This window comes from Thermodesulfobacteriota bacterium (assembly GCA_026415035.1).
Lineage (GTDB): Bacteria > Desulfobacterota > BSN033 > BSN033 > UBA1163 > RBG-16-49-23.
This window is the reverse complement of sequence record JAOAHX010000008.1, coordinates 45,745-68,688: the sequence shown is the minus strand read 5'-3', so window position 1 is coordinate 68,688 and position 22,944 is coordinate 45,745. Positions and strand designations below refer to the sequence as shown.

Below are 22,944 nucleotides of genomic sequence, written 5' to 3'. Positions count from 1 at the left end.
CCGGACCTTCGGCCTCCCCTCCGAAGGGGTTTTTAGGTCTTTAACCTCGGGTCGAGGGCATCCCGCAGTCCATCTCCCAACAGATTAAAACCGAGGACCGTAATGAAGATCATCAGCCCTGGAAAGGTGGCCACATGGGAGGCCACCCGAATATAAAGCCTCCCCCCGTTGAGCATGGCCCCCCACTCCGGAGTCGGTGGGCTCACCCCGAGCCCCAAAAACCCCAGCCCTGCAGCCCATAAGATGGCCGTGGCCATATGGAGCGTCGATTGGACGATGATCGGCGAGAGACTGTTCGGGACGAGATGCTGGAGGATGATCCTCAGATGGCTCGACCCGATGGAACGGGCCGCCTCCACGAACTGTCTCGATTTGAGGGAGAGCACCGAGCTCCTTGCCAGGCGGGCATAGATGGGAATCGTGGAGATCCCCACGGCGATCATGACATTGTGGAGGCCCACGCCGAGCATGGCGATCAGCAACAGGGCGAGGAGAATTCCGGGGAAGGCGAGCATCGTGTCGACGAAACGCTGGATGAGGAAATCGACCTTTCCCCCGAAATAGCCCGAGACCACCCCGATGGGCACGCCGAGGAGGATCCCGATCGAAATGACGATCAGTCCGATCAGGAGCGAGATTCGGGCTCCATAGATGATCCGGCTGAGGATGCAGCGGCCCAATTCGTCCCTTCCGAGAGGGTAGGCCCATGAGGGTTTTTCCAGCTTATGGACGAGGCTATGCTCGAGAGGATCATTCGGAGCAATCCATGGGGCGAAGAGCGCCGAAAGGAGGAAGACCGCCACGATCGTCAATCCCATCATCGCGGTTAGGCTCTTCGAGAGGCGTCGGAACACCTCCCGGAGGCGACCCCTCTCCTCTCTCTCTAACGCTTCCATCGGTGGACCGTTCTCTTTCATTGCCGATCCTGTTGGCTAAAACGACCCTCAATGATATCGGATCCTCGGATCGAGGTAGGAGTAGAGGATGTCGACGATCAGGTTGATAAAGATGAACATCGTGGCCACCACCAACACGACTCCTTGAACGACCGGGTAATCCCGGGAGAGGATCGCCTCCACCAGAAGCCTTCCGATCCCCGGCCACGCGAAGACGATCTCGGTGAGGACCGCGCCTCCGAGGAGCGTCCCGGTTTGGAGTCCGATCACCGTCACCACAGGGATCAGGGCGTTCTTCAGGGCATGCCTTAGGATGACCCTCCTCTCGGTCAACCCCTTCGCCCTTGCCGTCCGAATATAATCGAGCCGGATGACCTCTAACATGCTCGATCGGGTCATCCTGGCGATGATTGCGGTGGAATTGGCTCCCAAGGTGATGGCCGGAAGCACCAGATGCTTGAAACTCTCGGCGCCGACCGCCGGAAACCATCCCAGTTTGATCGAGAAGAGAAGCATGAGCATCAGACCGAGCCAGAAGACGGGCATGGAGAGGCCGAAGAGGGCGAAGAGCATGCTCAGGTAATCGAATTTCGAATTCTGCTTCACGCCGGCGATGATGCCGGTGAGCACGCCGAAGACCGTGGCCACCAGAATACTGGCAAAGGCCAGGGAGAGGGTGTTCGGTAGGCGAGCGGCAATCTCCTTAAGGACGGGCAGTCCCGTCCGGTTTGAGGTCCCAAGGTCTCCCTGGAGGATGTTTCCAATGAAGAGGAGGTATTGCTTCACCGGGTGTTGGTCCAATCCGAGCTGGGCCCGGATCTGTTCGACCTGCTCCTTGGTGGCATGAGGACCAGCCATAAGGTAGCCCGGATCCCCCGGGATCACCCTGACGATGGTGAAGATGATCACGGAGATTCCAAAGAGGACCGGTAACATGATGAGGAGTCTTCGGACGATATACTGGCCGCTCATCGGTCTCGTTCGTCATCCTCGGGAGGGATAAAAAAGGGGCTGACGCTTCTCATAACAAATTTTCATGGAAAAGTCAGCCCCTTCCCGCTTTTGACTTTCCTGAGTGGGCTATTCTATCCTCGCCGAATGGGCCATCACCCGTTCGGTCTGATGGACGATCAAATCTTTCACGTTCGCCCTCACGCCCACCATCTGGACCTCGCTGTGAAGGAAGAGCCAGGGGGCGTCCTCGTGGATGAGGGTGAGGGCCTCTTTGTAGAGCCGCTTCCGCTCCTCGGGGTTGGCCGTGCTTCGGGCGGCGTCAAGGATCGGATCGAGCTTCTCGTTCTTGTAAAAAGAGGCATTCATCCCTTTTTTGGGCCATTCTCCGGAGTGGAAAAGGGTATAGAGCCCGTAGTCGGCATCTCCGGTCACGCAGCCCCATCCCAGCATATAGATCTTATGATCGGCCACCTCCTTCTCTCGGAGGATCGTGGGGAGGTAGGTGCCCCACTCCATCATCTTGATCTCTGCCCTGACCCCGACCTTGAGGAGGTCAGCGGCCACGGCCGTGGCCACCGAGACATCCATATAATACCGCCCGACCGCCGGGTGGAGCGTCGTTTCAAACCCCTTGGGATATCCTGCTTCGGCAAGGAGGGCCTTTGCCTTTTCAACGTTATACTCGTACGTTTTGATCGGGGTGTACCCAAAGATCCCCGGACTTAGCGGCGCATCGGAAACCCTTCCCACGCCGCCCAGGACATGCTTTACGATCGCCTCTTTGTTCACCGCATAATTGAGCGCCTGCCTCACCCTCTTATCGTGAAAGGGTTCCTTGAGATGATTGAAGCCGAGGTAGATGGTCCGGACGCTGGGCGCGCTGACCACCGTCAATTTCGGATTGGCCCTCAAGCGTGGGATGTCGAAAGGCGGGATCCGGACCGCCACATGGACCTCTCCGGTCTCGAGGGCGACGACCCTGGCAGCATCGTCGGGAATGACCTGGAAGACGACCTCCTCGAGGTGGGGCTTCTTTCCCCAGTAATTCTCGTTTCGGACCATCACCAGCTTCGACCCGGGAATCCATTCTTTGAACATGAAAGGACCCGTCCCAACGGGTTTGGTGATGGGTTTATCCCACGAGGCCTTCAGCGCGGCCGGGCTGATGATGCCGTTGGTGCCGTGGGTCAGGTTGCTCAACATCGGCGCGAAGGGGGCTTTGGTCTTGATCTTCACCGTATATTCATCCACCACTGTGACCGACGAGATCGGCGCGACGAGAAAGCCGAATTTGGTGGCGGCCTTCGGATCGAGCCTCCGGTCGAAATTGATTTTTACGGCCTCCGCATTGAAAGGCACACCGTCATGGAATTTGACGCCCTTTCTCAGTTTCAGGGTATATTCGGTGGCATCCGGGGAGACCTCGACCTTTTCCGCAAGCCGGGGCACGATCTCGCCCTTCGTGGTCAGCTCGAGGAGGGTCTCCACCATGTGCTCTCCGATGGTGATCGTGGGAGAATCGATCATGTGGTGATTGTCCATGGTGAGGGCATCCGTCCCCTGGGCGATGATCAGCCGCTGGGGGACCTTGGGTTTGGGTTTGGCCGCCACCGCTGGCTTCGATTTCTCGGCGGGTTTGGCCTCGGCGGGCTTTGCCTTCACCTCCGCCGGCTTGGTCTGCCCGGTCGACCTCTCGATCGGAACAAACAACATATAAATGATAAGGCCCAAAATCGTTAAAACGACAACTCCTGAGGTGCTGTGTCTCCTGATCTTCTCCGTCATCTTCGTTCCTCCTTGCGTTCTCGACCTCCTTTTATGGGTCCCTCTTCAAACCTTCTCCTTCACCCCCTTTCTTGCCCGTGCTCAAAATCCTCCCCTCCGGGGGAAACGCCCTCACTTTATCAAAATCATCCCTTCGATGTCAATCGATTCAACCGGCCCTATAGGCCATATATTGGAGGTAATTTCGGTGGGCGATTTTAAGGAGGAGCTGCTCGTCCTCGAGAAAACCCTTCATAAAATTCAAGACAGAGACCATCTTTTCGGGTTCGCCGATGACGGCATCGCTTCCGAAGAGGATCCGGTCCTGATAGGATTTGATAAAATCCCGGTATGCGGCGGGCTCCTGCTCCATATAGGGGAATAAGGAGGAGGTATCGGTGAAGCAGTTGGGGTATCTCTTTAGAAGCGAGGAGATGGCCTTGCGCGAAAAACCGAAATGGGGGATGTTGAAGGGGGTCCTGGGATAGCTCCGGAGCATCGATTCGGCGAATTCTCCGTATCGCCGCAAATCGACATGCATCAGAACGGGCCATCCCAGAGAATCGGCCTGGTCGATGAGCTGGGAGGTGATCTCCTCCGACTCCTTGAGCGTTCGGCCGAAGGTCTTCTCCATGCCCCCGATTTGAAACGTCGAATCCTCCTCGGGAACATAGAGGAGTTTGAGGCCCTTAAACCCTTTTTCCCAATATCTTTTCACCGTCTCTGCGATATCCTTCCCGATAAAGCGCGCATCCAGGAATGGGACGATGGCGATTTGAGAGGATAAGACCCCGAGGGCCTCGAAGGGGTCTTTCTGATGTCGGAAAGCGTCAGGGGTAGCGTGACCATGGTAGGCGCCCGGGATCATCTTTAGATAGGTCTCCTTTTCCGGAGGAAATTCACTGATCACCAGGACGTTGATTCCCGCAAAACCGGCCTCTTTAAGGAGGCTGATCTTCCCTTTTAGGTCCTCCAGAGGACCGTCAAAGAAAAAATGGACATGGGCGTCGTAAAATCCCACCGCAAGCCCCCTAACCTCCCACCCCGTACTGCCGCCGGTAGGAGAGAATATAGTTCCTCACCTCTTTCTTCGTTTTGTAGATCCCGAAATGCCCCTCGCAGAGGATATCGGCCTCCAGTTCCAGAAGTTTTTGGGTTGAACGATCCCACTCGGCGAGGCTCGACCCGAACTCCTCGAGCAGAGGGCCATGAAGGTCTTGTGCGAAGAGGATGCGTCTTCCGTCCCGATCCATGTAGGGGGAGATCGACCCAGGGGTGTGGCCCGGCGTATGGAGGCAGACGATCCTCTCGCCGCCGATCTCGAGGGTCTCTTCGGGGAGACGGAGCTGGACATCGATGGGCGTCGGTGGAAAAGAGGTCTGATACCAGGTGGCGGCGGTAAGAATCGGATCTCCCTTTTCGAGGGGAGGGGCGTCCAGGCGGTGGATGTAGAGTTTCGAGCCGAACCGTCGTCTCAACTCCGGGGCCCCCCCGATGTGATCGATATGGCAGTGGGTGAGGAGGATCCTTTTAAGGTTTCGAGAGTCGAACCCTAACTTCTCGATGTTCTCGATGATCTTCCCCACGCTCCAGCCAGCGCCCGAATCGATCAAGACCAGTTCGTCCAGATGAAGGAGATAGACGCAACCATCTCGACCGTCGGTCATCTCTGGCCCTCCCACGATATAGATGCCTCGGACAATCTCTTGGGGCTTCATCAGGCCTCTCCGCTCCTGAGCTTCTCCTTCAATCGCCTGAAGTCCATCAACGTAAACCCCTCCCACTGGCAGGGAAAGAGGGTGTTGTTCTGGAAGAGAGGTTCTTTCTCGATGTCGTAGGGAGAGAACCGCTTCGCCTTCTCGAAGAGGGGCGTTCCCGGGATGGGTGAGTATTCCACGAGAATGGGCTTTGCTCCTGCCTCCCTGACGAAGGCAATGCTTTCGGTGACTTCTTCAACCCTCTGCCCGGGCAACCCTGCCATGATGTAAACGCCGATCTCATCGGTCGAGTATCCAGCCTTTTGGAGATGGTAAACGGCCCTTCGGAAGTCCTGATTGCTTACCTTCCCTCCTGTTTCGATCTGGGCCTCCTCGTTCGACGTCTCGAGGCCCAGCCGGATCGTCTTAAACCCGCCCTGAAAAAGAAGCCTGGCCACCTCCTCATCGATCTCCCGGATATGAAGGGCATTGGGCGTATGAAAATTGACCTGGATCTCCCTTCTGATGATCTCCTTCATCATCGGGATGAAATGATTTCTGGAATCGACCAGCAGGGCATCGTCATAAAACGCCACGTTAAACACCCCAAACCGGGAGACCCAATATTCGATCTCGTCCACGACCTTGAAAGGGTCCCGTCTGACGAATTCCTTGGAAAGGATCGGAGAGGCACAATAGGCGCACCGGAAGGGACACCCCTTTGAGGTGGCGATGCAGACATAATCGTGTCGGGGATAGAGGTCGAAGGAGGGATAAAGGTCGGTTCGGGGTTCGGTTTTAGGGGGCGGGGTCGGAAAACCGATCAATTGGGAGATCCCTTCCACCACTGCCCCATCGTCTCCCTTTGTCAACACGACATCTGCGCCAGAATGCTTCTGGGCGTGATCGTGGCAGAGGGTTGCATAAATTCCACCGAGAACCACCGGGACCTCAGGAAATATATCCCTTAGGATTTCGATAAGTTTAAATACCCCTGGATACCAGTAGGTCATCCCAGAAGTGATCCCGATAAGGTCTGGCCTTCCTTCAAGGGATGAGAGTCTTTTCAACAACATTTCTTCAGGAATTCCATACCGGCAATAGTGCCTCGGGATGGAACGAAGTGGATCGGGCTTTGCAATTTTCGACCTGAAAAATTTCCCATCCCCATACCTCTTGACCCGACGATCGTACTCGAGACAATCCACCAGGGTGACTCTAAACCCATACTCCTTGAGGAGGCTTGCGATATAGAGGAGCCCGAAAGGCCTGATCCAGAAATTATAGGCGGCAAAATCGGTGATCCAGGGATTGAGGAGGAGGATGTGAGGGGAGTGTTTTGTGCCCATAGGAGATGAAGGTCGGGGGTCAGATGGAGCATCATTCCCTTACAAAAAAGGTACCAAACCTCATCGGATTTGTCAAAAGTGGGCGTTTCAGGCCAAATTCCATAGCTTAAAAAAATCGCGATGGGATATCATGGAGTAACATTGCATGTGAGTCAATTGCCCTTTTCCAAATTCCTTGACAACCGGGTTGAAATGAGATAGTAAGTTTAGTTGTAAAAAATGGGGTTTCGTCAGAAAGGTTGATGACTTATGAAAAAGAATTCGATCCGCATTGCCATCGTCGGCGTTGGAAACTGTGCCAGTGCTCTGATTCAGGGGATTGAATTCTATAGAGATCTTTCTCGGAAAAACCCAAAGTTCGAGCCCTTGGGCCTGATGCACCTCGACCTCGGAGGTTACAAGCCTTGGGATATTGAAGTGGGGGCGGCCTTCGACATCGATCGAAGAAAGGTGGGAAAACCCTTGAGGGAGGCCATCTTCGCCAAACCCAACTGCACCCGTATCTTCTTCTCCCAGTTCAACGATTCCGGCGTCACCGTCTCCATGGGCGAACCGCTTGATGGCATCTCGGAACACATGAAGGACTATCCGGAAGACCGAACCTTCCTCCTGGCCAATGAGAAGCCCTGCAACGTGGAGAAGGTCCTCAAGGAGTCCGGTGTGGAGATCCTCCTCAACTACCTTCCCGTCGGTTCGGATCAGGCCACCCAATTCTATGCCGAAGCCTGTCTAAATACGGGCGTGAGTTTCATCAACTGCATGCCCAGTTTCATCGTCTCGGATCCTCAGTGGGCCAAACGATTCGAAGAGAAAGGGATCCCCGCCGTGGGCGACGACGTGAAGTCTCAGATGGGGGCCACCATCATCCACCGGGCCCTGGCCAAACTCTTCGAGGACCGGGGGGTGAAGCTGGATCGCACCTATCAGATCAACACGGGGGGGAATACCGATTTCCTCAATATGCTCAACCGGAGCCGTCTGAAGAACAAGCGGATTTCGAAGACCGAGGCCATCCAGTCTCAACTCGGCGTCCCGCTTGAGCCCGAAAACATCCACATCGGGCCCTCCGATTACGTCCCCTGGCAGAACGACAATAAGGTCTGCTTTCTCCGGATGGAAGGAAGGGGATTTGGAGAGGTCCCCCTGAATCTCGAATTGAGGCTTTCGGTCGAAGATTCTCCCAACAGCGGCGGGATCACGATCGACGCCATCCGTTGCTGCAAGATCGCACGAAACCGGGGCATCGGCGGCCCCCTCCTCTCCATCTCGGCCTATGCGATGAAACACCCCCCGATCCAGATTCCCGATCACGAGGCCAAGGTGATGGTGGAAGAGTTCATCGCTGGGAAGCGGGAGAGATAACGAGAGGGATCACTCCTTGAATGGGGAAAGGGCCTTCCAATCGCCCTTCGCCCTGATCTCCTTAAAGTAATCCACGACCTTTTTCAGCTCTCTCCCCGATCGCTCGTAAAGCTCCTCGAAGCCCTCGAGGTGGCCGACGTATCGACGGTGGGCCAGGATCACGGCGTTGTTGAACTCCGTCTTCTCGAATCCCCTATAACAGTCCGTTTTGAACTGGCCCAGCAATTGGACAAATTGCTCCCGGAGCCGCTCGAAGATCTCCTCCCGTCCCTTCAATTTCTCCTCCCTTGACAGGGGTTGAGCGTAAAATTCGGATAACTCCCGGTAAGCCTTTTCGACCCACCGGGAAAAGAGGAGGTCGTCTTCTTGATACTGCAGGGCAAGGGAGACCTCCCTCGAATCGGGCCCGTATCTCTCGGAAAGGAATTGGAGAGTTCCTTGATTGGCGATGAAGGTGGCTATCTTTTCGTTGAGATCGGTCTCGCCTTTGAAATAGATCGTGGCATGGACCATCTCGTGAAGGATGACGTTGACCAGGGTGGGGACGTCCCAGGTGAGCATCGTCGAAAAGATGGGGTCCTTCAGCCATCCGAGGGTGCTGTAGGCAGCTGCCGCTTGAAGATAGGCGTCCAAGCCTCGGCCTTCCAGGAGGCGCTTCTCCTTCAAGGCGGCCTTCAGGGTGAAGATGCTCTTGTAGGTCACCCTTCCGATGATGGGAAAATGCCACGAATGGGGATGAAGACGGTCTTTCTCGCTCGCCGTGAGGAGGAAGAGGATGGGCCCTCTGGCCTCGAAAAATTTGGTATAGTTTCCCGTCTCCTTCAGTCCCAATCGCCTCTCTCCGAACCGCTTCACTTCCTGAATGAGGAGGACCTTGCCTCGGGCCTCCTCGTCGAGGCCCTCTTCCTCGAGGACTTCTTCAACGGGGAGGCTTCGAAAGGTGACAAAGGACTGATGCCATCCCAATCGAGAAAGGTAGAGGAGATTTCCGCACCCCGTGAGCAAGGGTAAAAAGGTTAGGACGAAGAGGAGCCTTGTCCCGAGAATCATTCCCTTCTCAATTTCTGAGAGACGAGGGCGATCGCCATCAACCCCAGGCCGATGAAGTCGTATTGTGCCACAGGGTAGAAGAGGAGGAGGCCTGCGACGATCAACAGGACCCGCTCGTAGGGGAGCGCCTTCTTGAAGAACCAGTTCTCCACGCCCCCTGCAAGCGCCGCCACCCCCAAGAAGGCGGTCACGGTGGTCCAGATGACATCGGTCAAGGACCCTTTGAGAAGGATGCCCACCCCTTTGGGATCGAGGGTGAACATGAAGGGGACGATGAAGGCGGGAAGGGTATATTTCCAAGCATACATCGTCGTCTTGTAGGGATTCCCCTTCGTCAGGGCGGCCGCAGCGAAGCAGGAGAGGGCCGTGGGCGGAGAGACCTCCGAGAGGATCGCATAGTAGAAGACGAACATGTGGGCGGCAAAATCGGGGACGCCGAGTTGAATGAGCGCCGGCGCGGCGATCACCGCGGCGATGATATAGGAGGCGGTGACGGGCACGGCCAATCCGATCACCCAGACGATGAGGGCCGTGTAGATGGCCGTCAGCAGCAGACTTCCTCCCGCATATTCGATGATGATCGAGCTGAATTTGAGGCCCAGGCCCGTGAGGGTCACCACCCCTACGATGATCCCTGCGGCTGCGCAGGTGGAGGCCACGCTCAGGACGCCGATCGCCCCTCCTCGCAAGGCCCTCACCAGTTTCGGCGGGGTAAGGGCCGTATCCTTCCGGAGGAAGCTTACGGCGAAGGCCACGACCGTGGCCCAGAAGACCGCGAGGATCGGCGTGAACCCGAGGACCATGATCACCACGATGGCGATGAGGGAGACGAAGTGGAAGCCGTAGAGGTAGGTGAGCTGCCAGAGGCTATAGGTCTTATCCACGGAAATCTCTTTCACCCCGAACTTCTTGGCGTCGATCTCCACCATGAGAAAGATCGACCAATAATAGAGACAGGTCGGGATGCAGGCCATGACGATCACATCGAGGTAGGAGAGCTTCAGGAATTCGGCGATGAGAAAGGCCGCGGCGCCGAGCACCGGTGGCGAGAGGATGGCCCCGATGCCCCCTGCGGAGAGCAGCCCCCCTGCCGCCTCCTTGCTGTAGCCGGCCTTGGCCAGCATCGGGTAGGCGACCGAACCCAAGGTGACGGTCGTTGCCACACCGCTTCCCGATGGCCCTCCGAGAAGAAAGGAGGCCAACGTGACGGTTCGTCCGGCACCGGTCGGTTTCCCCCCCATGGCCGCAAAAGAGAAGTCGATGAAGAATTTCCCAGCCCCCGACACCTCGAGGAAGGCGCCGTAGATGGTGAAGAGGATGATGAAGGTGGAGGAGACGTCGATCGGAACGCCGAAGATCCCTTCGAGGGTCATGTACATGTGCCCCACCAGCCGGTCGAGGTCATACCCCCGATGGGTCCAGGGTTTTGGAAGGATGGGGCCGATGAAGGCATAGACGATGAAGAGGAGGACGATGGCCGGCATGATCCAGCCTGTAGTCCTCCGGGTGGCCTCGAGGACCAGGAGAATCAAGAGGGTGCCGAAGACGATGTCCCAGCGCGTGGGCACGACCGACCGGTAGATGAATTCCTGGAAATCGATAAACATATAGGCGATCACCGCCACCCCGAGGAGGGCGAGGAGGTAGTCGTACCAGATGATCCGGTTTTTGTATCGCTTAAAGGAAGGAAAGACCAGAAAGGAGAGAAAGAGGACGAACATCACATGGATGCCCCTGAGGACCTGGGTCATGACCACGCCGATGGCGGCATAGAGATGGACGAGGGACATCACCACGGCCACGACGGTGACGAAGAGGTCGACCTTCCCCGAAAGCCTCCGGGATGGTCCCTCTTCCTCCTCGATATACTTCTCCGCCTCCTTGAGGACCTCTTCCGTGATGAGGCCTTCGTCCTTTTGCAGTCGGTCTTCGGTTTCCATTTCCCACCTCTCTCCCTGAAAAGCAGTTCCAAAATAATAAAAAAGGCTTTTTCATGTCAAGGAGAAAGAGGGACCCAAGGCGTTTGACAGCAATGGGTAAATCAAGAATAATTGGTCCATGGATCTTCCCAGGATGTACCGTATCGGCCAGACCTTCGATCGGACCGCGGTCGGAGACGTTGAGGGAACGATCCGGGAGGAGCTTTCCAAGCACGACTTGAGAAAGAAGGTGAGGCCGGGTGACCGGGTGGCGATCACCGCGGGAAGCCGGGGGATCTCCCAGATCGACCTCATCCTCAAGACCCTCGTCGATTACCTCCGTTTTCTCGGTGCTCAACCCTTCCTTTTTCCGGCCATGGGTTCTCATGGAGGGGCGACGGCAGAGGGGCAGGTCGCCCTCCTCAGGCATTACCGGATCACCGAGGAGGCGATCGGCGCTCCCATCCTCTCCTCCATGGAGGTGGCCGAGATCGGAAGGACCCGATCGGGCCTACCGGTCTATATCGACAGGCAGGCCTTCGAAGCCGACCATGTCGTCGTGGTCAACCGGATCAAACCCCATACCAAGTTCAAAGGGCCCATCGAGAGCGGGTTGATGAAGATGATGGCCATCGGCATGGGGAAACAGAAGGGCGCGGAACTGGCCCATCGGGCCGCCATCGATCACGGTTTTCCTAAGGTGATCGAGGAGGTCGCCACGGTGGTCCTCGACAGGATGCCCATCCTCTTCGGTCTCGGAATCATAGAAAATGGATACGACGAGACTGCGGCGCTGGTCGGCCTTTCGGCCAGGGAAATCAGGGAACGGGAACCCGAACTTCTTGCTCAGGCGAAGCAGTGGATGCCAAAACTCCCCTTCGACCAGATCGATCTGCTGATCGTGGACGAGATGGGAAAGGATGTGAGCGGTGTCGGGATGGACCCGAACGTCACCGGACGGAATCGGGACATCCTCGGAACCTTTCCCCATCCCACCTCGGTCAGGAGGCTCTTCGTCCGGGACCTGACGCCCAATTCAAACGGCAACGCCATCGGCATCGGGCTGGCCGACCTCACCACGAAAAGGCTGGTCGAAAGGATCGACCCTCGGGCCACCTATACGAACTGCATCACCGCCATCAGCCTCGAAAAGGCGGCGATTCCGATGGCCTTCGAGACGGATCGAGAGGCGATCGAGGTCGGCCTCGGTTCGATTGGCCTCACCCCGCCGGAGAGGGCCAGGATCGTTCGAATCAAGAACACCCTCCAGGTGGACGAGGTGGAGGTTTCCGAAATCTACAAGGAGGAGCTTCTCGAAAGGACCGATCTGAGGGTCTTGGAGGGCCCCTATCCGATGAGGTTCGATCCCAAAGGAAACCTACTCCCTTTCCTGGCCCAGGAAAGGAGGAGAAAGGAGCTGGTCGATTGATCCCAAAAGATAAGGGCCGAGCCTCAGGGAGAGAACCCTCAATCGGATTCGATCTCCTTCCTCTCCGAGATCCCTAAGTTCGATTTGCCTTCCCTTGACGATCAGGACCTGTTCTCCTCCCGGCGTCCTCTTCAGATCGAGGAAGGCCCATCTCCTCTCGACCGGATGGCGGTCTCTCACCTCCTCGAATCCGTAATACTCCATGACGCCCGGGCTTCTCGTAATCACCCCTGTAAGGAGGAATTCGCCCTCCCTCAGGCGAAATTCCTCCACGACGGGCTCGCGATAGATGGAATGGAGGTAAGAAAGGGAGAGGGATTCGGCCGGGCTTACCTTGATCCGCAGGATCTTCTGCCGGTCCAGGTTTTCAAGTTGGAGGACCGTGACCTCTGTCGAAACAAAGACCCCTCCTGCCACGATGAGGAACCCGATCAAGGACAGGAGGGGCCAGCGTCTGAATTTCAATTATCGGATCTTCAGGCCTTTCTCGGTGTAGAAGCGAACCGCCCCCGGATGGAAGGGGATCGGAGAGCCGCCAGCGGCCTGGGGTTCAAGGGCAAGCCAAGCCGCATCCTTGTGGACGGCCACAAGCTCCGATTTCCGCTCGAACATCGTCCTCACGATGTCATAGGCCACGTCGCCCTTCATATTCTCATGGCAAACAACAAGATTCCAGACCACGGCGATGGGCACGTCCACGTCCTGTCCCGGATAGGCCTTGGCCGGGATCGTTCCCTTGACGTAGAGGGGTCCGTACTTCTCTCTCATCTTGGGGAGGGCTTCGTCATGGGCGATCAATTTGATCTTCATCCCGGGCGTGGCAGCCACATCGGTCACAGAGGCGGTCGGAACGCCTCCCACCCAGAAGTAGGCATCGATCTTGCGGTCCTTCAGAGCGCCTGCGGACTCGGAGGCCCCCAATTTGTCCCTCTTGAGGTCCTTGTCCGGATCGATGCCGAAGGCCTCGAGGACCCTGAGGGCCATCACTTCGGTCCCGCTTCCAGGCGCGCCGGTGGAGACCCTCTTTCCCTTCAGGTCGGCCACCTTTTCAATCCCCCTGCCCTCCACCGTGACGATGTGCATGTTGTTGGGATAGAAGGCAAAGAGGGCCCGAAGGGGAATCTTCTCCTTGAAAACCCCCTTTCCCTGGAAGGCATCCCAGGCGGTATCGGCCATGGTGAAGGCAAGATCGGCCTTGGCAGCGCCTATCAGTCGGACGTTGTCGACGGAGGCCGTGGTCACCTCTGCGGTCGCCTCCGCATAGGGGATGTATTTCGAGATGAGGCTGGCCATGCCGCCGCCAAGGGGATAGTAAACCCCTCCGGTCCCGCCCGTGGCGATGGAGAGGCGGACCGCCTTCTGGGCCCAAGCGGTGGAAACTCCACAAATAAGCATTAAAAGGATTCCGATGACGATGAGGCGTTTCATGCTTCCCCTCCTTTAAACCTTGGAATTATGCCTCCCAATATATCAAATCCCTCGTCCATGTCAAGGAGATTCGGAGGTGGAAGGGAGAACCCCGCGGGCGAAGCATTGGTAGAGGTCCGGCCCATAAAAATCTCCGAGCCTTTTGGCCCGAAAGCGGCATCCTCCTCGGCACTCCTCGATCACCTCGCACCGGCACTTCAACCGATCGAGGGGGATTCGGGCCATCCGCTCCCAGCAGACCCGCAGCCCCTCTTCGATCGTGCCGAGGGGTTCGTCGCCGAAGAGACCGCATTTGGCGACGGTTCCGTCCGGAAGGACTGCGCAGAGGTGGGCGCCGCAGATTTCCCTATGCTCCGAACCGTGAAATCCTCCCCCGAATCCGTAGCGCAAAAGAGGGCCTCCTTCCTCGGGCGAGACCCAGAGGTCTTGACTCTCCTCGAGTCTGCCCGCGGGACATGGGATATCAACATTCCACTCCTCGATCCCTTTGGACTGAAGCAAGGAGGCCAGCTCCTCGAACTCCTCTAAATTTTTTCGATGGATCATCGTGGCGATCGAGACCCGGAGACCGGCCTCTTGGAGGAGGTCAATGGCCCGGAGGACCTTTTCGAAGGTCCCTTCTCCCCGGATCGCTTCGTGTCCCTTCTTCATCCCGTCGAGGCTCAACTGGACTTCGTGGAGGCGAAGCCTCCGGGCGACGTTCTCGGTTATCAACGTCCCGTTGGAGAGCATGACGGATCGGAATGGGTAATTCGTTAAAACGTCATTGATCGCCCAGAAGTCGGGATGAAGCAGGGGTTCTCCACCAGAAAGGAGGAGCCTGAGCCCCTGGATCGATTCGAACTCTTCGAGGACCTTGAGGATGGTTACGAAAGGGAGATCCTGGCCTCGCCCTTCTCCAAGATAGCAGTGGCGACAGCGGAGGTTACAGCGATCGGTGATCAGGAGTTCGAGATACCTTAGAGAAGGAACGGGCGAGGGATCCAACCGGAACGTTCTCGGAACCGGCCTCTCTGAGATCGTGACGAGTTGCTCTGAGAGGCAGTAGTGGAGAAACCCTTCTTCCTCTTCGGTGGCCGAGAGGGGTTCTCCCCTCGAAGCCTTCAAAAGGAATTGAAAGGCCTCCTCCCCCAGCTCGTATAGCTGATCGTTTTCGATATCGAAGAGGTAGGGCTTTTCGAGCCTCTTGAGGGTGCAATGGGGGGCGAGGGTCAAGAATCTACCTTCGTAGGGCATCCTCGATCTCTTCCGGCGTGACGATCCCCTTTTCAAGAAGGGCTCTCAGGATCTTGAAGGCGCCGCATTCGAGATCCTTCTCGGATTCTTTGTAAAAATCGCAATGGCCGCAGATGAGGCGGATGAGCGACTCTTTGTCGATGGCCATCCCGTCCTTTCTCCTGCCGCCTCTCGTCCTCCCCTACCTCCGACTCTCCGATAGGGGGATTTTCACGCTGATGGCTCCCCGAAGGTCTCCGACGAGGAATCCCGTGGCCCGATCCTCCGGATACTTCTCCCTCAAGATGGCCTGGACATCGGAGGGGATATTCTCCTTGGGTCCATGACAGGTCACACAGAGAGGGGCGACCGTCAGGGGTTTGAGATAACGGAGATATTTGACCCCGCCCTCTTCGACGATCTCAAAGGTCTCCTCAGGGAGTCTTTTCTCCCGGTTGAGGCGATCGAGCTCCTGTAACCTTTTTGCCTCGTACGGGTCTGGGATATTCTTGGGGTTCCGGTACCTGAGGCTAACCCTCCGGATTTGGTGGCCGGTCTGGCTCGAGAGGCGGGCCGTCATCTCCTGGGCCAGCTCGGAACAGACGCGGACTGCGCCCTCGAAACCTCCCTTCTGAATCTCCTGCATTAAAAGCCCACGGACGGTCTCCATCAGCTCATTGGCAATTCTCCTGGCCTCGAGGAGCTCTTTATCAAAGGCAGATGTGGTTTGGGTCAGGGGATTTGCTCCAACTGGAGGAACCCTCTCAAGCATCATCAGCAGGTTCATCAAGGTCCCGATAAGAAGTAAAGGGAATAATGACGTAAGCTTCATACACTTCTCCTTATGGGGGTTAAATGTTTAACCGAAAAGATTGTCAAAAATGGTCATCACCACAAAACCCAACAGGACCCCTGATGTGGCCTCTAAGGGATGGCCGCTCCGATGGGTCTCGGGGATGATCTCGTTGCTGATGACGAAGAGCATCGCCCCTCCCGCAAAGGCAAGGCCCCAGGGAAGGAGGGACTGGGCGAGGGTGACGACCGTGACCCCGATGAGGCCTCCGATGGGCTCGACCAATCCCGTTAATGTCGCATATCCGATGGCTCGAAAGGGACTGTAACCCTCCCGCAGGAGAGCAAAGGCGACGGCCATCCCCTCGGGTATGTTTTGAAAGCCGATGCCCATGGCCAACCCCATCCCTTCGAGGAGATCGCCCCTTCCGAACCCCACGCCGACAGACACCCCTTCAGGGAAGTTATGAATCGTGATGGCCAACACAAAGAGCCAGACCCTCGAGAGGCTCAAGGAGGGTCCTTCGCGTCCTGAAAAGGTGTGGAGGTGCGGGACGAGGCGATTGGATAGGGCGAGAAAGGCCCCTCCCAGGAGAATGCCCAAGGCAGCGACCCAAACATCTCCCAACTGAATCGAAGGTAGGACCAGGCTGAAAGAGGTCGCCCCCAGCATGATGCCCGCAGATAGGCCGAGAAGGGTGTCGAGCAATTTAGGAGAGGCGTTCTTCGTAAAGAGGACAGGAAGGGCCCCTAACCCTGTGGCCAATCCTGCTCCTAAACTAAAGAGTCCTCCTTCCCAGATCATTCTCAAAAGGACGCCCGTTTTCGATCCCCGTGATCGAGAAAAAAGGGTTTGGTGGGGTGAAGGGCTTTTTAATAAAGCTAACACAACGGGGCAGGTTTCTCCAATCGTTAAAAGTTTCCTGAAGTTCCGAGGGGCTGGCCGTTTGCCCCGCCGGAGGAGGTCATTTATAATATCTTCAAAGGGCCCGGTGTCCTTCAGGAGGCGCAATGGAACAGGGAAGGAGCGGTAGATTCGGGGAAGAGATCTCCATCGTTCTCTGTGGAGAGGCGGGTCAGGGGATTCAGACCGTCGAACACCTCCTCACACGAACGTTGAAGCTTTCGGGATATCACGTCTTTTCCTCCCAGGAATATATGTCCCGCATCCGGGGCGGGAGCAACTCCACCTGGATTCGGGTCTCCAACCATCGGGTGGCCGCCCCTGTAAATCGAATCGATCTCTTGATCCCCTTCAACCCCGGAGCGGTCCATCACCTTCAGAAACATATCTCGCCTCAGACTCTCCTGTTGGGAGAGAAGGCCCTTTATGAAAAGGAATGTCCGACCTGCCGGGCCGTGGATGTCCCTTTCTCTTCGATCGCCCAGGAAGTGGGGGGCCTCATCTATATCAACACGGTTGCGGCGGGAGTCCTGGCCGGACTCTTTCAGGTGGACACGGAATTGCTCCGTCAGTATCTCCGCCACCATTTTTCGGGAAAAGAGGAAGAGACCGTCCAGAAAAACCTTCAGGCGATGGACAGGGGATATGAGATCGCCGCGGCCATCCTCCAATCCGGCCACATCCGGATCGACCTCACGAAACACGAGCTCGTCAAAAACGAGCTCCTGTTGGACGGGGTCGAAGCGCTCGCCATGGGCGTCATCGCCGGAGGATGCAACTTCCTCGCTTTCTATCCCATGTCCCCCTCCACGGCTTTGGCCGTGCATCTCGCAGAACGCTCAAACGAGTTTGGCCTCATTGTGGAGCAGGCCGAGGACGAGATCAGCGCCATGAACATGGGCCTCGGCGCCTGGTATGCGGGCGCCAGGGGTTTGGCCTCCACCTCGGGGGGAGGCTTTGCCCTGATGGTCGAGGGGTTGAGCCTTGCGGGGATGATCGAGTCGCCCATGGTCATCCATATCGGACAACGGCCGGGTCCCGCCACAGGGCTTCCCACCCGGACCGAACAGGGGGAACTCCTCTTTGCCCTCTTCGCAGGCCATGGGGAATTTCCGAGGGCGATCCTCACCCCGGGGACGATCGAAGACTGTTTCTATCTCGGCCAGAAGGCCTTCGACCTGGCCGATCGATATCAAATCCCTGTGTTCATCTTAACCGATCAATACCTCCTCGAGTCTCATTACAACATTCCCTCAATCGACCTCTCCGATTTTCAACCGAAAAGGCATTTTATCGAAACGGACCGCGATTATAAGCGTTATCGAATCACCGAGGACGGCCTCTCACCTCGGGGCATCCCCGGTTACGGCCAGGGGCTTGTCGTCCTCGACAGCGATGAGCACGACGAGGAGGGTCACATCACCGAAGATCTCGGCCTGAGAACGAGGATGGTTGACAAGAGGCTCAAAAAATTGGAACTCCTGAGGAAAGACCTCCTCCCTCCAGAGCTTCATGGACCCGAAGAGTACGAAACCCTCATCGTTGGATGGGGATCCACCTACCATGCGATCCAGGAGGCGATAAGAAGGCTGGGAAGGGAGGGGGTATCGTTCCTCCACTTCAAACAGACCTACCCCCTTCATCCGAAAACACGCCAGTATCTTCGCAAGGCCAAAAAGAGGGTCCTCGTCGAGAACAACGCCACTGGCCAATTCGGCCGGCTCCTCCGGATGGAGACGGGATTGGAGATGGACGATCAGGTCCTTCAATATAACGGTCTTCCCTTTGCCGTGGACGATCTCGAAAGGCGGCTGCAATCGATCCTGCCTTAGGAGCCTCAAATGGAAACGAACCGATATGACATAGAAGGATTGGATATCGCCTGGTGTCCGGGCTGTGGGAATTTTGCCATCCTAAGGGCCCTGAAGGCCGCGCTTTTTGAGCTTCAGATCGAACCCGAGAGGCTCGTCGTCGTCTCGGGCATCGGACAGGCGGCCAAAGCCCCCCACTATTTCCGGTGCAACCTCTTCAACGGCCTCCACGGGCGATCCCTGCCCGTGGCCACCGCCATCAAAGCGGTCAACCCTGACCTCATCGTCATCGACGAAAGCGGTGACGGCTGCATGTATGGCGAGGGCGGGAACCATTTTCTCCACGCCATTCGTCGGAACCCGGACATCACCAATATCGTTCACAACAACATGGTCTACGGGTTGACCAAAGGGCAGGCCTCGCCCACGAGCCTTCAAGGGTTCAAAACCCTCGTCCAGCGGGAAGGCGTCTTTCACGAACCCTTCAACCCCCTTGCGATCGCCATTACCCTGGGGGCCTCCTTTGTCGCCAGGGCCTTTGCCGGGGATGTGGATCAGACGAAGGAGTTGATCAAAAAGGCGATCTCCCACAAAGGGTATGCCCTTGTCGACATCCTCCAGCCCTGCGTTACCTATAACAAGTTGAATACCTACCAGTGGTTTAAATCGAAGATTTACTATCTTGGGGAGGACCACGATCCTTACGATCGAGTTGAGGCGCTCAAAAAGGCCTGGGAGACCGACCGCATGCCTTTAGGGATCTTTTACCTCAACCCGAGGCCGACCTTTGAAGAGAACCTGACGGTCTATCGGGAAAACAAAACCCCTCTCTTCACGAGGGGCCCGGATCTGAAGAAACTCTCCGAATGGATCGAAACCAAACGGGGTCTTTGAGCGTGTGTTTCGTCACGGCTCTTTGGTGAATTTGACGAAGGGAGGGTGATTAAGCATGGCCACCACAGGAAAGGTCTTCCTATCCGAGGCAGCTCTCAATGTGCCCCATGAGGGACACGAACGGCATCTCTGCGAGCTCCGGAAGAGCATGACCCAGGAGGAATACAAGGAGCTCATCCGGGACGCCAAATATTTCTGTCAACACTGCGGACGTGCCGCAGCTCGCGGGGAGAACCTCTGTTTCCCAGAAAAACTTTAGCCTTCCCCCCATGGCCCTCATCCGAATCCACGATCTTTGGAAACACTATGGGGAGGTAGGGGCGGCCACCCCCGCCCTCTGTGGGACGAGCCTCGAGATCGAGGCAGGAGAGGTCGTCGCCCTCTTCGGAAAGAGCGGCTCCGGAAAGACGACCCTCTTCAACCTCATCGCGGGACTGGATCGTCCGACACGGGGACGGATCGAGGTGGAGGGTCGAGATTTAGAGGAACTTGGGGAGAGGGGCCGAACGCTGTTGAGACGGGCGAAGATCGGATTCATCTTCCAGTTCTTCAACCTTCTTCCGACCCTCACGGCCTTCGAAAACGTCTACCTCTCCCTCGAACTGGCCAATCGGCCGGAGCCGGAGCTGGCCTTCCAGGCCTTGAGAGACGTGGGGCTTAAGGGCAAAGAACGCCGCTATCCCAATGAGCTCTCCGGAGGGGAACAGCAACGGGTGGCCATCGCCAGGGCCATCGTAAAAAACCCTACCATCGTCTTGGCCGATGAACCCACGGGAAATCTCGATACGGCCACAGGAAACCAGATCCTCGAGTTGTTGACCCGAAGCTGTCGCGAATCAGGAACCACCCTGATCATGGCCACCCATTCCCCATTGACCTGCCGTTATGCGACCCGCATCCTGAGAATGGTCGATGGCGTGATCACCGAAGAGACCTTCTGTGAGGAATCGCCCCATTGAGGATCGTCGCCAAATCCTTTCTCCGCTATCTTCCCCGCAGACGGAGCCTCAGCCTCCTCCAACTGATGGGCGTGGCCTGCGGCGTGGCCGCGGTGGTGGGCATGACCCTCTCCGCCCAGACGGCCCTCCGGAGTTTCCATAAGGCCATCGAATTTTTGAGAGGCCAAGCCACCCACTCGATCCAGAGACCGGTCGGTCCCATGGAGGAGCACCTGTTGATCCAACTGAGCCGCGATCCTGCGGTGGAGTGGTTCTCTCCGGTCATCGACCGTCAGCTGAGCCTCCTCCAGGGTGGCCAGGTCCGGCTTCTGGGGATCGATCCGTTTTTGGACCGGACGCTTCGCCCCGAACTTGCCCGTGTGGAATGGCTGGATCAAAAGGCAGACGTCCTTTCTCATCTCCTCTCCTTTTTGACCGACGAGCGCTCGGTCCTCGTGGACCAGGATTTGATCGAAGAGATCGAAATCCCACCCGATACCCTCCTGGAGACGACGAAAGGGAGGCTTCGGGTCAAGGGGGTGTTTTCCAATCCTTCGGCAGAGCCTCTGATGGTCATGGATATCGGTCATGCTCAGAAACTCTATCAACTCCAGGGCTGGGTCGACCGGGTCGACCTCATCCTTTCAGACGAACCCGGTTTTCGGTCTCGCTGGGGAAAAGGGTTTCTCATCCAGTCGTCCCGTCAGCGGAGCGAGACCTACTCCGGGATGCTTCGGGCCTTTCGTCTCAATCTCGAGGCCCTCTCCCTGTTGGCCCTCTTCGTCGGCGTCTTTCTCATCTACAATACCGCCATGTTCACGGTCATCAGCCGAAGGCGCGATGCGGGCATCTTGAGGAGCCTCGGGGCAACAAGGGTCGAGATTTTTCTCGCCTTTCTTTCCGAGATCCTCATCCTCGGCGCCATCGGCGGAGCCCTCGGAGGTTGGGTGGGGTATCTCTTGACCCGATTTTTGACCGGCATGATCGGCGATACCATCAGCAATCTCTACTTCTTCTTAAGACCGGAACCGGTCGTCTGGTCGCTCTGGATCCCGGTGGTCGGCATCCTGCTCGGATGCGGCGCCGGCCTGGTGGGAGGGATCGTCCCCCTCGTGGAACTGATCCGTACCGATCCGGTTCAAGCCTTGAGCGGAAGGGCGCCCGGCCGAAAGAGCGGCCAGCGGGCCATACAATTGGCCCTCGCGGGTCTTGCGGTCTTTCTCGTCAGCCTGATGCTCTTCCTCATCCCTGATGGCGATGTCTATGTCGGTTTCGCCGGCGTCTTCGGCTTCGTCCTCGGGGCGAGCCTTCTCACCGGCGTCTTGCTCCTCGGCCTTCACCCCTTTCTCAAAAAACTCCTCGTCCTTTGGGGAGGGCTTCCGGGGAAGGTGGCGGCGGGGACGATCCGGCAGAATCTCGGAAGGACGGGTGTGGCCATCGCGGCCTTCATGATCTCGCTCTCCATGTCGATCGGCCTGGGGACGATGATCGGAAGTTTCAGACAGTCCCTGATCTGGTGGATGGGCACCCAGATCCGGGGGGATCTTTACATCGGAAAGATCCTCGAAGCCGAGGTCCCGGAGGACTTCTTCGAGGAGCTGAAGGGGTTGGAGGGATTGGGTGGGGTCCATCCCTATCGCAATGTCCAGACCTTATACCAAGAGACCCCCATCCATATCAGTGCGGTGGATGCGAAGGTCCTTCAGAAGTATGCCCGGTTTGGCTGGGTCAAAGGGGGGGATGAGAATTGGGAACCTGTCAAACAGGGTGGCGTCATTGTCTCCGAAAGTTTTGCGAGGCGCTTTGGAGTGAAATCGGGTGATACGATCACGCTGGATGGCCGACAAGGCCCTACGGCCTTTAGGGTCGGGGCCATCTTTTACGATTACACCACGGAACACGGCTTGGTCATGATGGACCGGTCCACCTATCTCAAGGTTTTTGGTGACCGAACCCTCAACAACATCGGGATCTTCATCGACCCCGACAACCCGCGCAGATCCGAACTGATCCAAGAGGTGAAGAAGAGGGCGGAGGCGAGGGGGCTTCCGGTGCTGACGGGCGCTCAACTCCATCGAGAGATCCTCGAGGTGTTTGACACGACGTTTGCCATCACCCGTTCCATGAGGGTCATCGCCATCGTCGTCGCCTTTTTCGGCATCGCCGGTGCTTTGCTGACGCTCTTCATCGAGCGGAGCCGGGAGTTCGGCATCTACCGTGCCCTGGGATTTTCGACGGGTCAGGTGGCGAAGATGACGCTTATGGAGGGGCTGGGGATGGGGATGATCAGTTTCATCCTGAGCCTCGTCGTCGGAACCGGGCTTGCCGTTCTCCTGATCAAGGTGATCAACCTCCGAAGTTTCAACTGGACCATCTTCTATCACCCTACCCCCGAACCTTATCTATGGACGGGCCTCATCGCCATTCTGGCCAGCATCGGAGCCGCCGTTTATCCCATCTGGAGGGTCTACCGGACCTATCCTCAAATCCAAATCCGGGAGGAGTAGTTCATCTAAGCAGGATCGGGGGCCTCAGGATTACG

21 protein-coding genes are annotated in these 22,944 nt (G+C 57.2%); 7 read left to right on the top strand and 14 right to left on the bottom strand.

Features of this window, described 5'->3' with window-relative positions; translation table 11 throughout:
* Nucleotides 1-32: 32 nt before the first annotated feature.
* The 6 genes from N3G78_06780 to N3G78_06755 form a co-directional block, all read right to left on the bottom strand.
* A complete protein-coding gene (locus tag N3G78_06780) occupies nt 33-896 on the bottom strand; it encodes an ABC transporter permease (GenBank protein MCX8117614.1) in 864 nt (287 codons plus the stop codon).
* 48 nt (nt 897-944) lie between these two features.
* Nucleotides 945-1,868 carry an ABC transporter permease gene (locus tag N3G78_06775; protein MCX8117613.1) on the bottom strand — a complete coding sequence of 308 codons (924 nt, stop codon included), beginning with the start codon at nt 1,866-1,868 and terminating at the stop codon, nt 945-947.
* 108 nt (nt 1,869-1,976) lie between these two features.
* Nucleotides 1,977-3,635 carry a glutathione ABC transporter substrate-binding protein gene (locus tag N3G78_06770; protein MCX8117612.1) on the bottom strand — a complete coding sequence of 553 codons (1,659 nt, stop codon included), beginning with the start codon at nt 3,633-3,635 and terminating at the stop codon, nt 1,977-1,979.
* A gap of 148 nt (nt 3,636-3,783) precedes the next feature.
* Nucleotides 3,784-4,635, bottom strand: coding sequence for an amidohydrolase (locus N3G78_06765; GenBank protein MCX8117611.1), 852 nt, complete (start codon nt 4,633-4,635; stop codon nt 3,784-3,786).
* A gap of 10 nt (nt 4,636-4,645) precedes the next feature.
* On the bottom strand, nt 4,646-5,332 hold the full coding sequence (locus tag N3G78_06760) for an MBL fold metallo-hydrolase (protein ID MCX8117610.1): 687 nt from the start codon (nt 5,330-5,332) through the stop codon (nt 4,646-4,648).
* Nucleotides 5,332-6,660 carry a radical SAM protein gene (locus tag N3G78_06755; protein MCX8117609.1) on the bottom strand — a complete coding sequence of 443 codons (1,329 nt, stop codon included), beginning with the start codon at nt 6,658-6,660 and terminating at the stop codon, nt 5,332-5,334. The genes N3G78_06760 and N3G78_06755 overlap by 1 nt, the downstream gene beginning before the upstream one ends.
* Before the next feature lie 249 nt (nt 6,661-6,909).
* On the opposite strand from N3G78_06755, the gene N3G78_06750 reads away from it, so the two are divergent.
* Nucleotides 6,910-8,022, top strand: coding sequence for an inositol-3-phosphate synthase (locus tag N3G78_06750; protein ID MCX8117608.1), 1,113 nt, complete (start codon nt 6,910-6,912; stop codon nt 8,020-8,022).
* Nucleotides 8,023-8,031: 9 nt separating this feature from the next.
* Here N3G78_06750 and N3G78_06745 read toward each other — a convergent pair whose 3' ends face one another.
* The gene (locus N3G78_06745; GenBank protein ID MCX8117607.1) at nt 8,032-9,072 is read right to left on the bottom strand and encodes an aminopeptidase; all 1,041 of its coding nucleotides are present in this window, start codon (nt 9,070-9,072) and stop codon (nt 8,032-8,034) included.
* A complete protein-coding gene (locus N3G78_06740; GenBank protein ID MCX8117606.1) occupies nt 9,069-11,012 on the bottom strand; it encodes a TRAP transporter fused permease subunit in 1,944 nt (647 codons plus the stop codon). Before N3G78_06740 ends, N3G78_06745 begins: the two co-directional genes overlap by 4 nt.
* A 118-nt stretch (nt 11,013-11,130) precedes the next feature.
* Between N3G78_06740 and N3G78_06735 the strand changes: the two genes are divergently transcribed.
* Nucleotides 11,131-12,420 (top strand): nickel-dependent lactate racemase, encoded by a 1,290-nt coding sequence (locus tag N3G78_06735; GenBank protein ID MCX8117605.1) that lies wholly within the window; start codon nt 11,131-11,133, stop codon nt 12,418-12,420.
* On the opposite strand, the gene N3G78_06730 is transcribed toward N3G78_06735, so the two are convergent.
* Genes N3G78_06730 through N3G78_06705 form a run of 6 tightly spaced genes read right to left on the bottom strand, consistent with a single transcriptional unit; the run spans nt 12,370 to nt 16,660 of the window.
* Nucleotides 12,370-12,885 (bottom strand): DUF1850 domain-containing protein, encoded by a 516-nt coding sequence (locus N3G78_06730; GenBank protein MCX8117604.1) that lies wholly within the window; start codon nt 12,883-12,885, stop codon nt 12,370-12,372. The genes N3G78_06735 and N3G78_06730 overlap by 51 nt on opposite strands.
* Entirely contained in the window at nt 12,886-13,848 is a 963-nt protein-coding gene (locus tag N3G78_06725; protein MCX8117603.1) for a TAXI family TRAP transporter solute-binding subunit, read from the bottom strand. It abuts the gene before it with no gap.
* Between the two features lie 60 nt (nt 13,849-13,908).
* Nucleotides 13,909-15,084 (bottom strand): radical SAM protein, encoded by a 1,176-nt coding sequence (locus N3G78_06720; GenBank protein ID MCX8117602.1) that lies wholly within the window; start codon nt 15,082-15,084, stop codon nt 13,909-13,911.
* Nucleotides 15,068-15,232 carry a hypothetical protein gene (locus tag N3G78_06715; GenBank protein MCX8117601.1) on the bottom strand — a complete coding sequence of 55 codons (165 nt, stop codon included), beginning with the start codon at nt 15,230-15,232 and terminating at the stop codon, nt 15,068-15,070. The genes N3G78_06720 and N3G78_06715 overlap by 17 nt, the downstream gene beginning before the upstream one ends.
* A gap of 33 nt (nt 15,233-15,265) precedes the next feature.
* Nucleotides 15,266-15,895 (bottom strand): DUF3365 domain-containing protein, encoded by a 630-nt coding sequence (locus N3G78_06710; protein ID MCX8117600.1) that lies wholly within the window; start codon nt 15,893-15,895, stop codon nt 15,266-15,268.
* A 27-nt stretch (nt 15,896-15,922) separates the two neighbouring features.
* Complete coding sequence (locus tag N3G78_06705) at nt 15,923-16,660, bottom strand: ZIP family metal transporter (protein MCX8117599.1); 738 nt, start codon at nt 16,658-16,660, stop codon at nt 15,923-15,925.
* A 206-nt stretch (nt 16,661-16,866) separates the two neighbouring features.
* On the opposite strand from N3G78_06705, the gene N3G78_06700 reads away from it, so the two are divergent.
* From N3G78_06700 to N3G78_06680, 5 genes are read left to right on the top strand one after another with little or no spacing between them, the layout of a single operon-like run.
* Nucleotides 16,867-18,591 carry a 2-oxoacid:acceptor oxidoreductase subunit alpha gene (locus N3G78_06700; GenBank protein ID MCX8117598.1) on the top strand — a complete coding sequence of 575 codons (1,725 nt, stop codon included), beginning with the start codon at nt 16,867-16,869 and terminating at the stop codon, nt 18,589-18,591.
* Between the two features lie 9 nt (nt 18,592-18,600).
* The gene (locus N3G78_06695) at nt 18,601-19,464 is read left to right on the top strand and encodes a thiamine pyrophosphate-dependent enzyme (GenBank protein MCX8117597.1); all 864 of its coding nucleotides are present in this window, start codon (nt 18,601-18,603) and stop codon (nt 19,462-19,464) included.
* 55 nt (nt 19,465-19,519) lie between these two features.
* Nucleotides 19,520-19,723: a hypothetical protein gene (locus tag N3G78_06690; protein ID MCX8117596.1), complete on the top strand. Its 204-nt coding sequence runs from the start codon at nt 19,520-19,522 to the stop codon at nt 19,721-19,723.
* Between the two features lie 10 nt (nt 19,724-19,733).
* Nucleotides 19,734-20,423, top strand: a complete 690-nt coding sequence (locus tag N3G78_06685) for an ABC transporter ATP-binding protein (protein ID MCX8117595.1) — start codon at nt 19,734-19,736, stop codon at nt 20,421-20,423.
* Nucleotides 20,420-22,909 (top strand): FtsX-like permease family protein, encoded by a 2,490-nt coding sequence (locus N3G78_06680; GenBank protein ID MCX8117594.1) that lies wholly within the window; start codon nt 20,420-20,422, stop codon nt 22,907-22,909. The genes N3G78_06685 and N3G78_06680 overlap by 4 nt, the downstream gene beginning before the upstream one ends.
* Nucleotides 22,910-22,944: the final 35 nt, after the last annotated feature.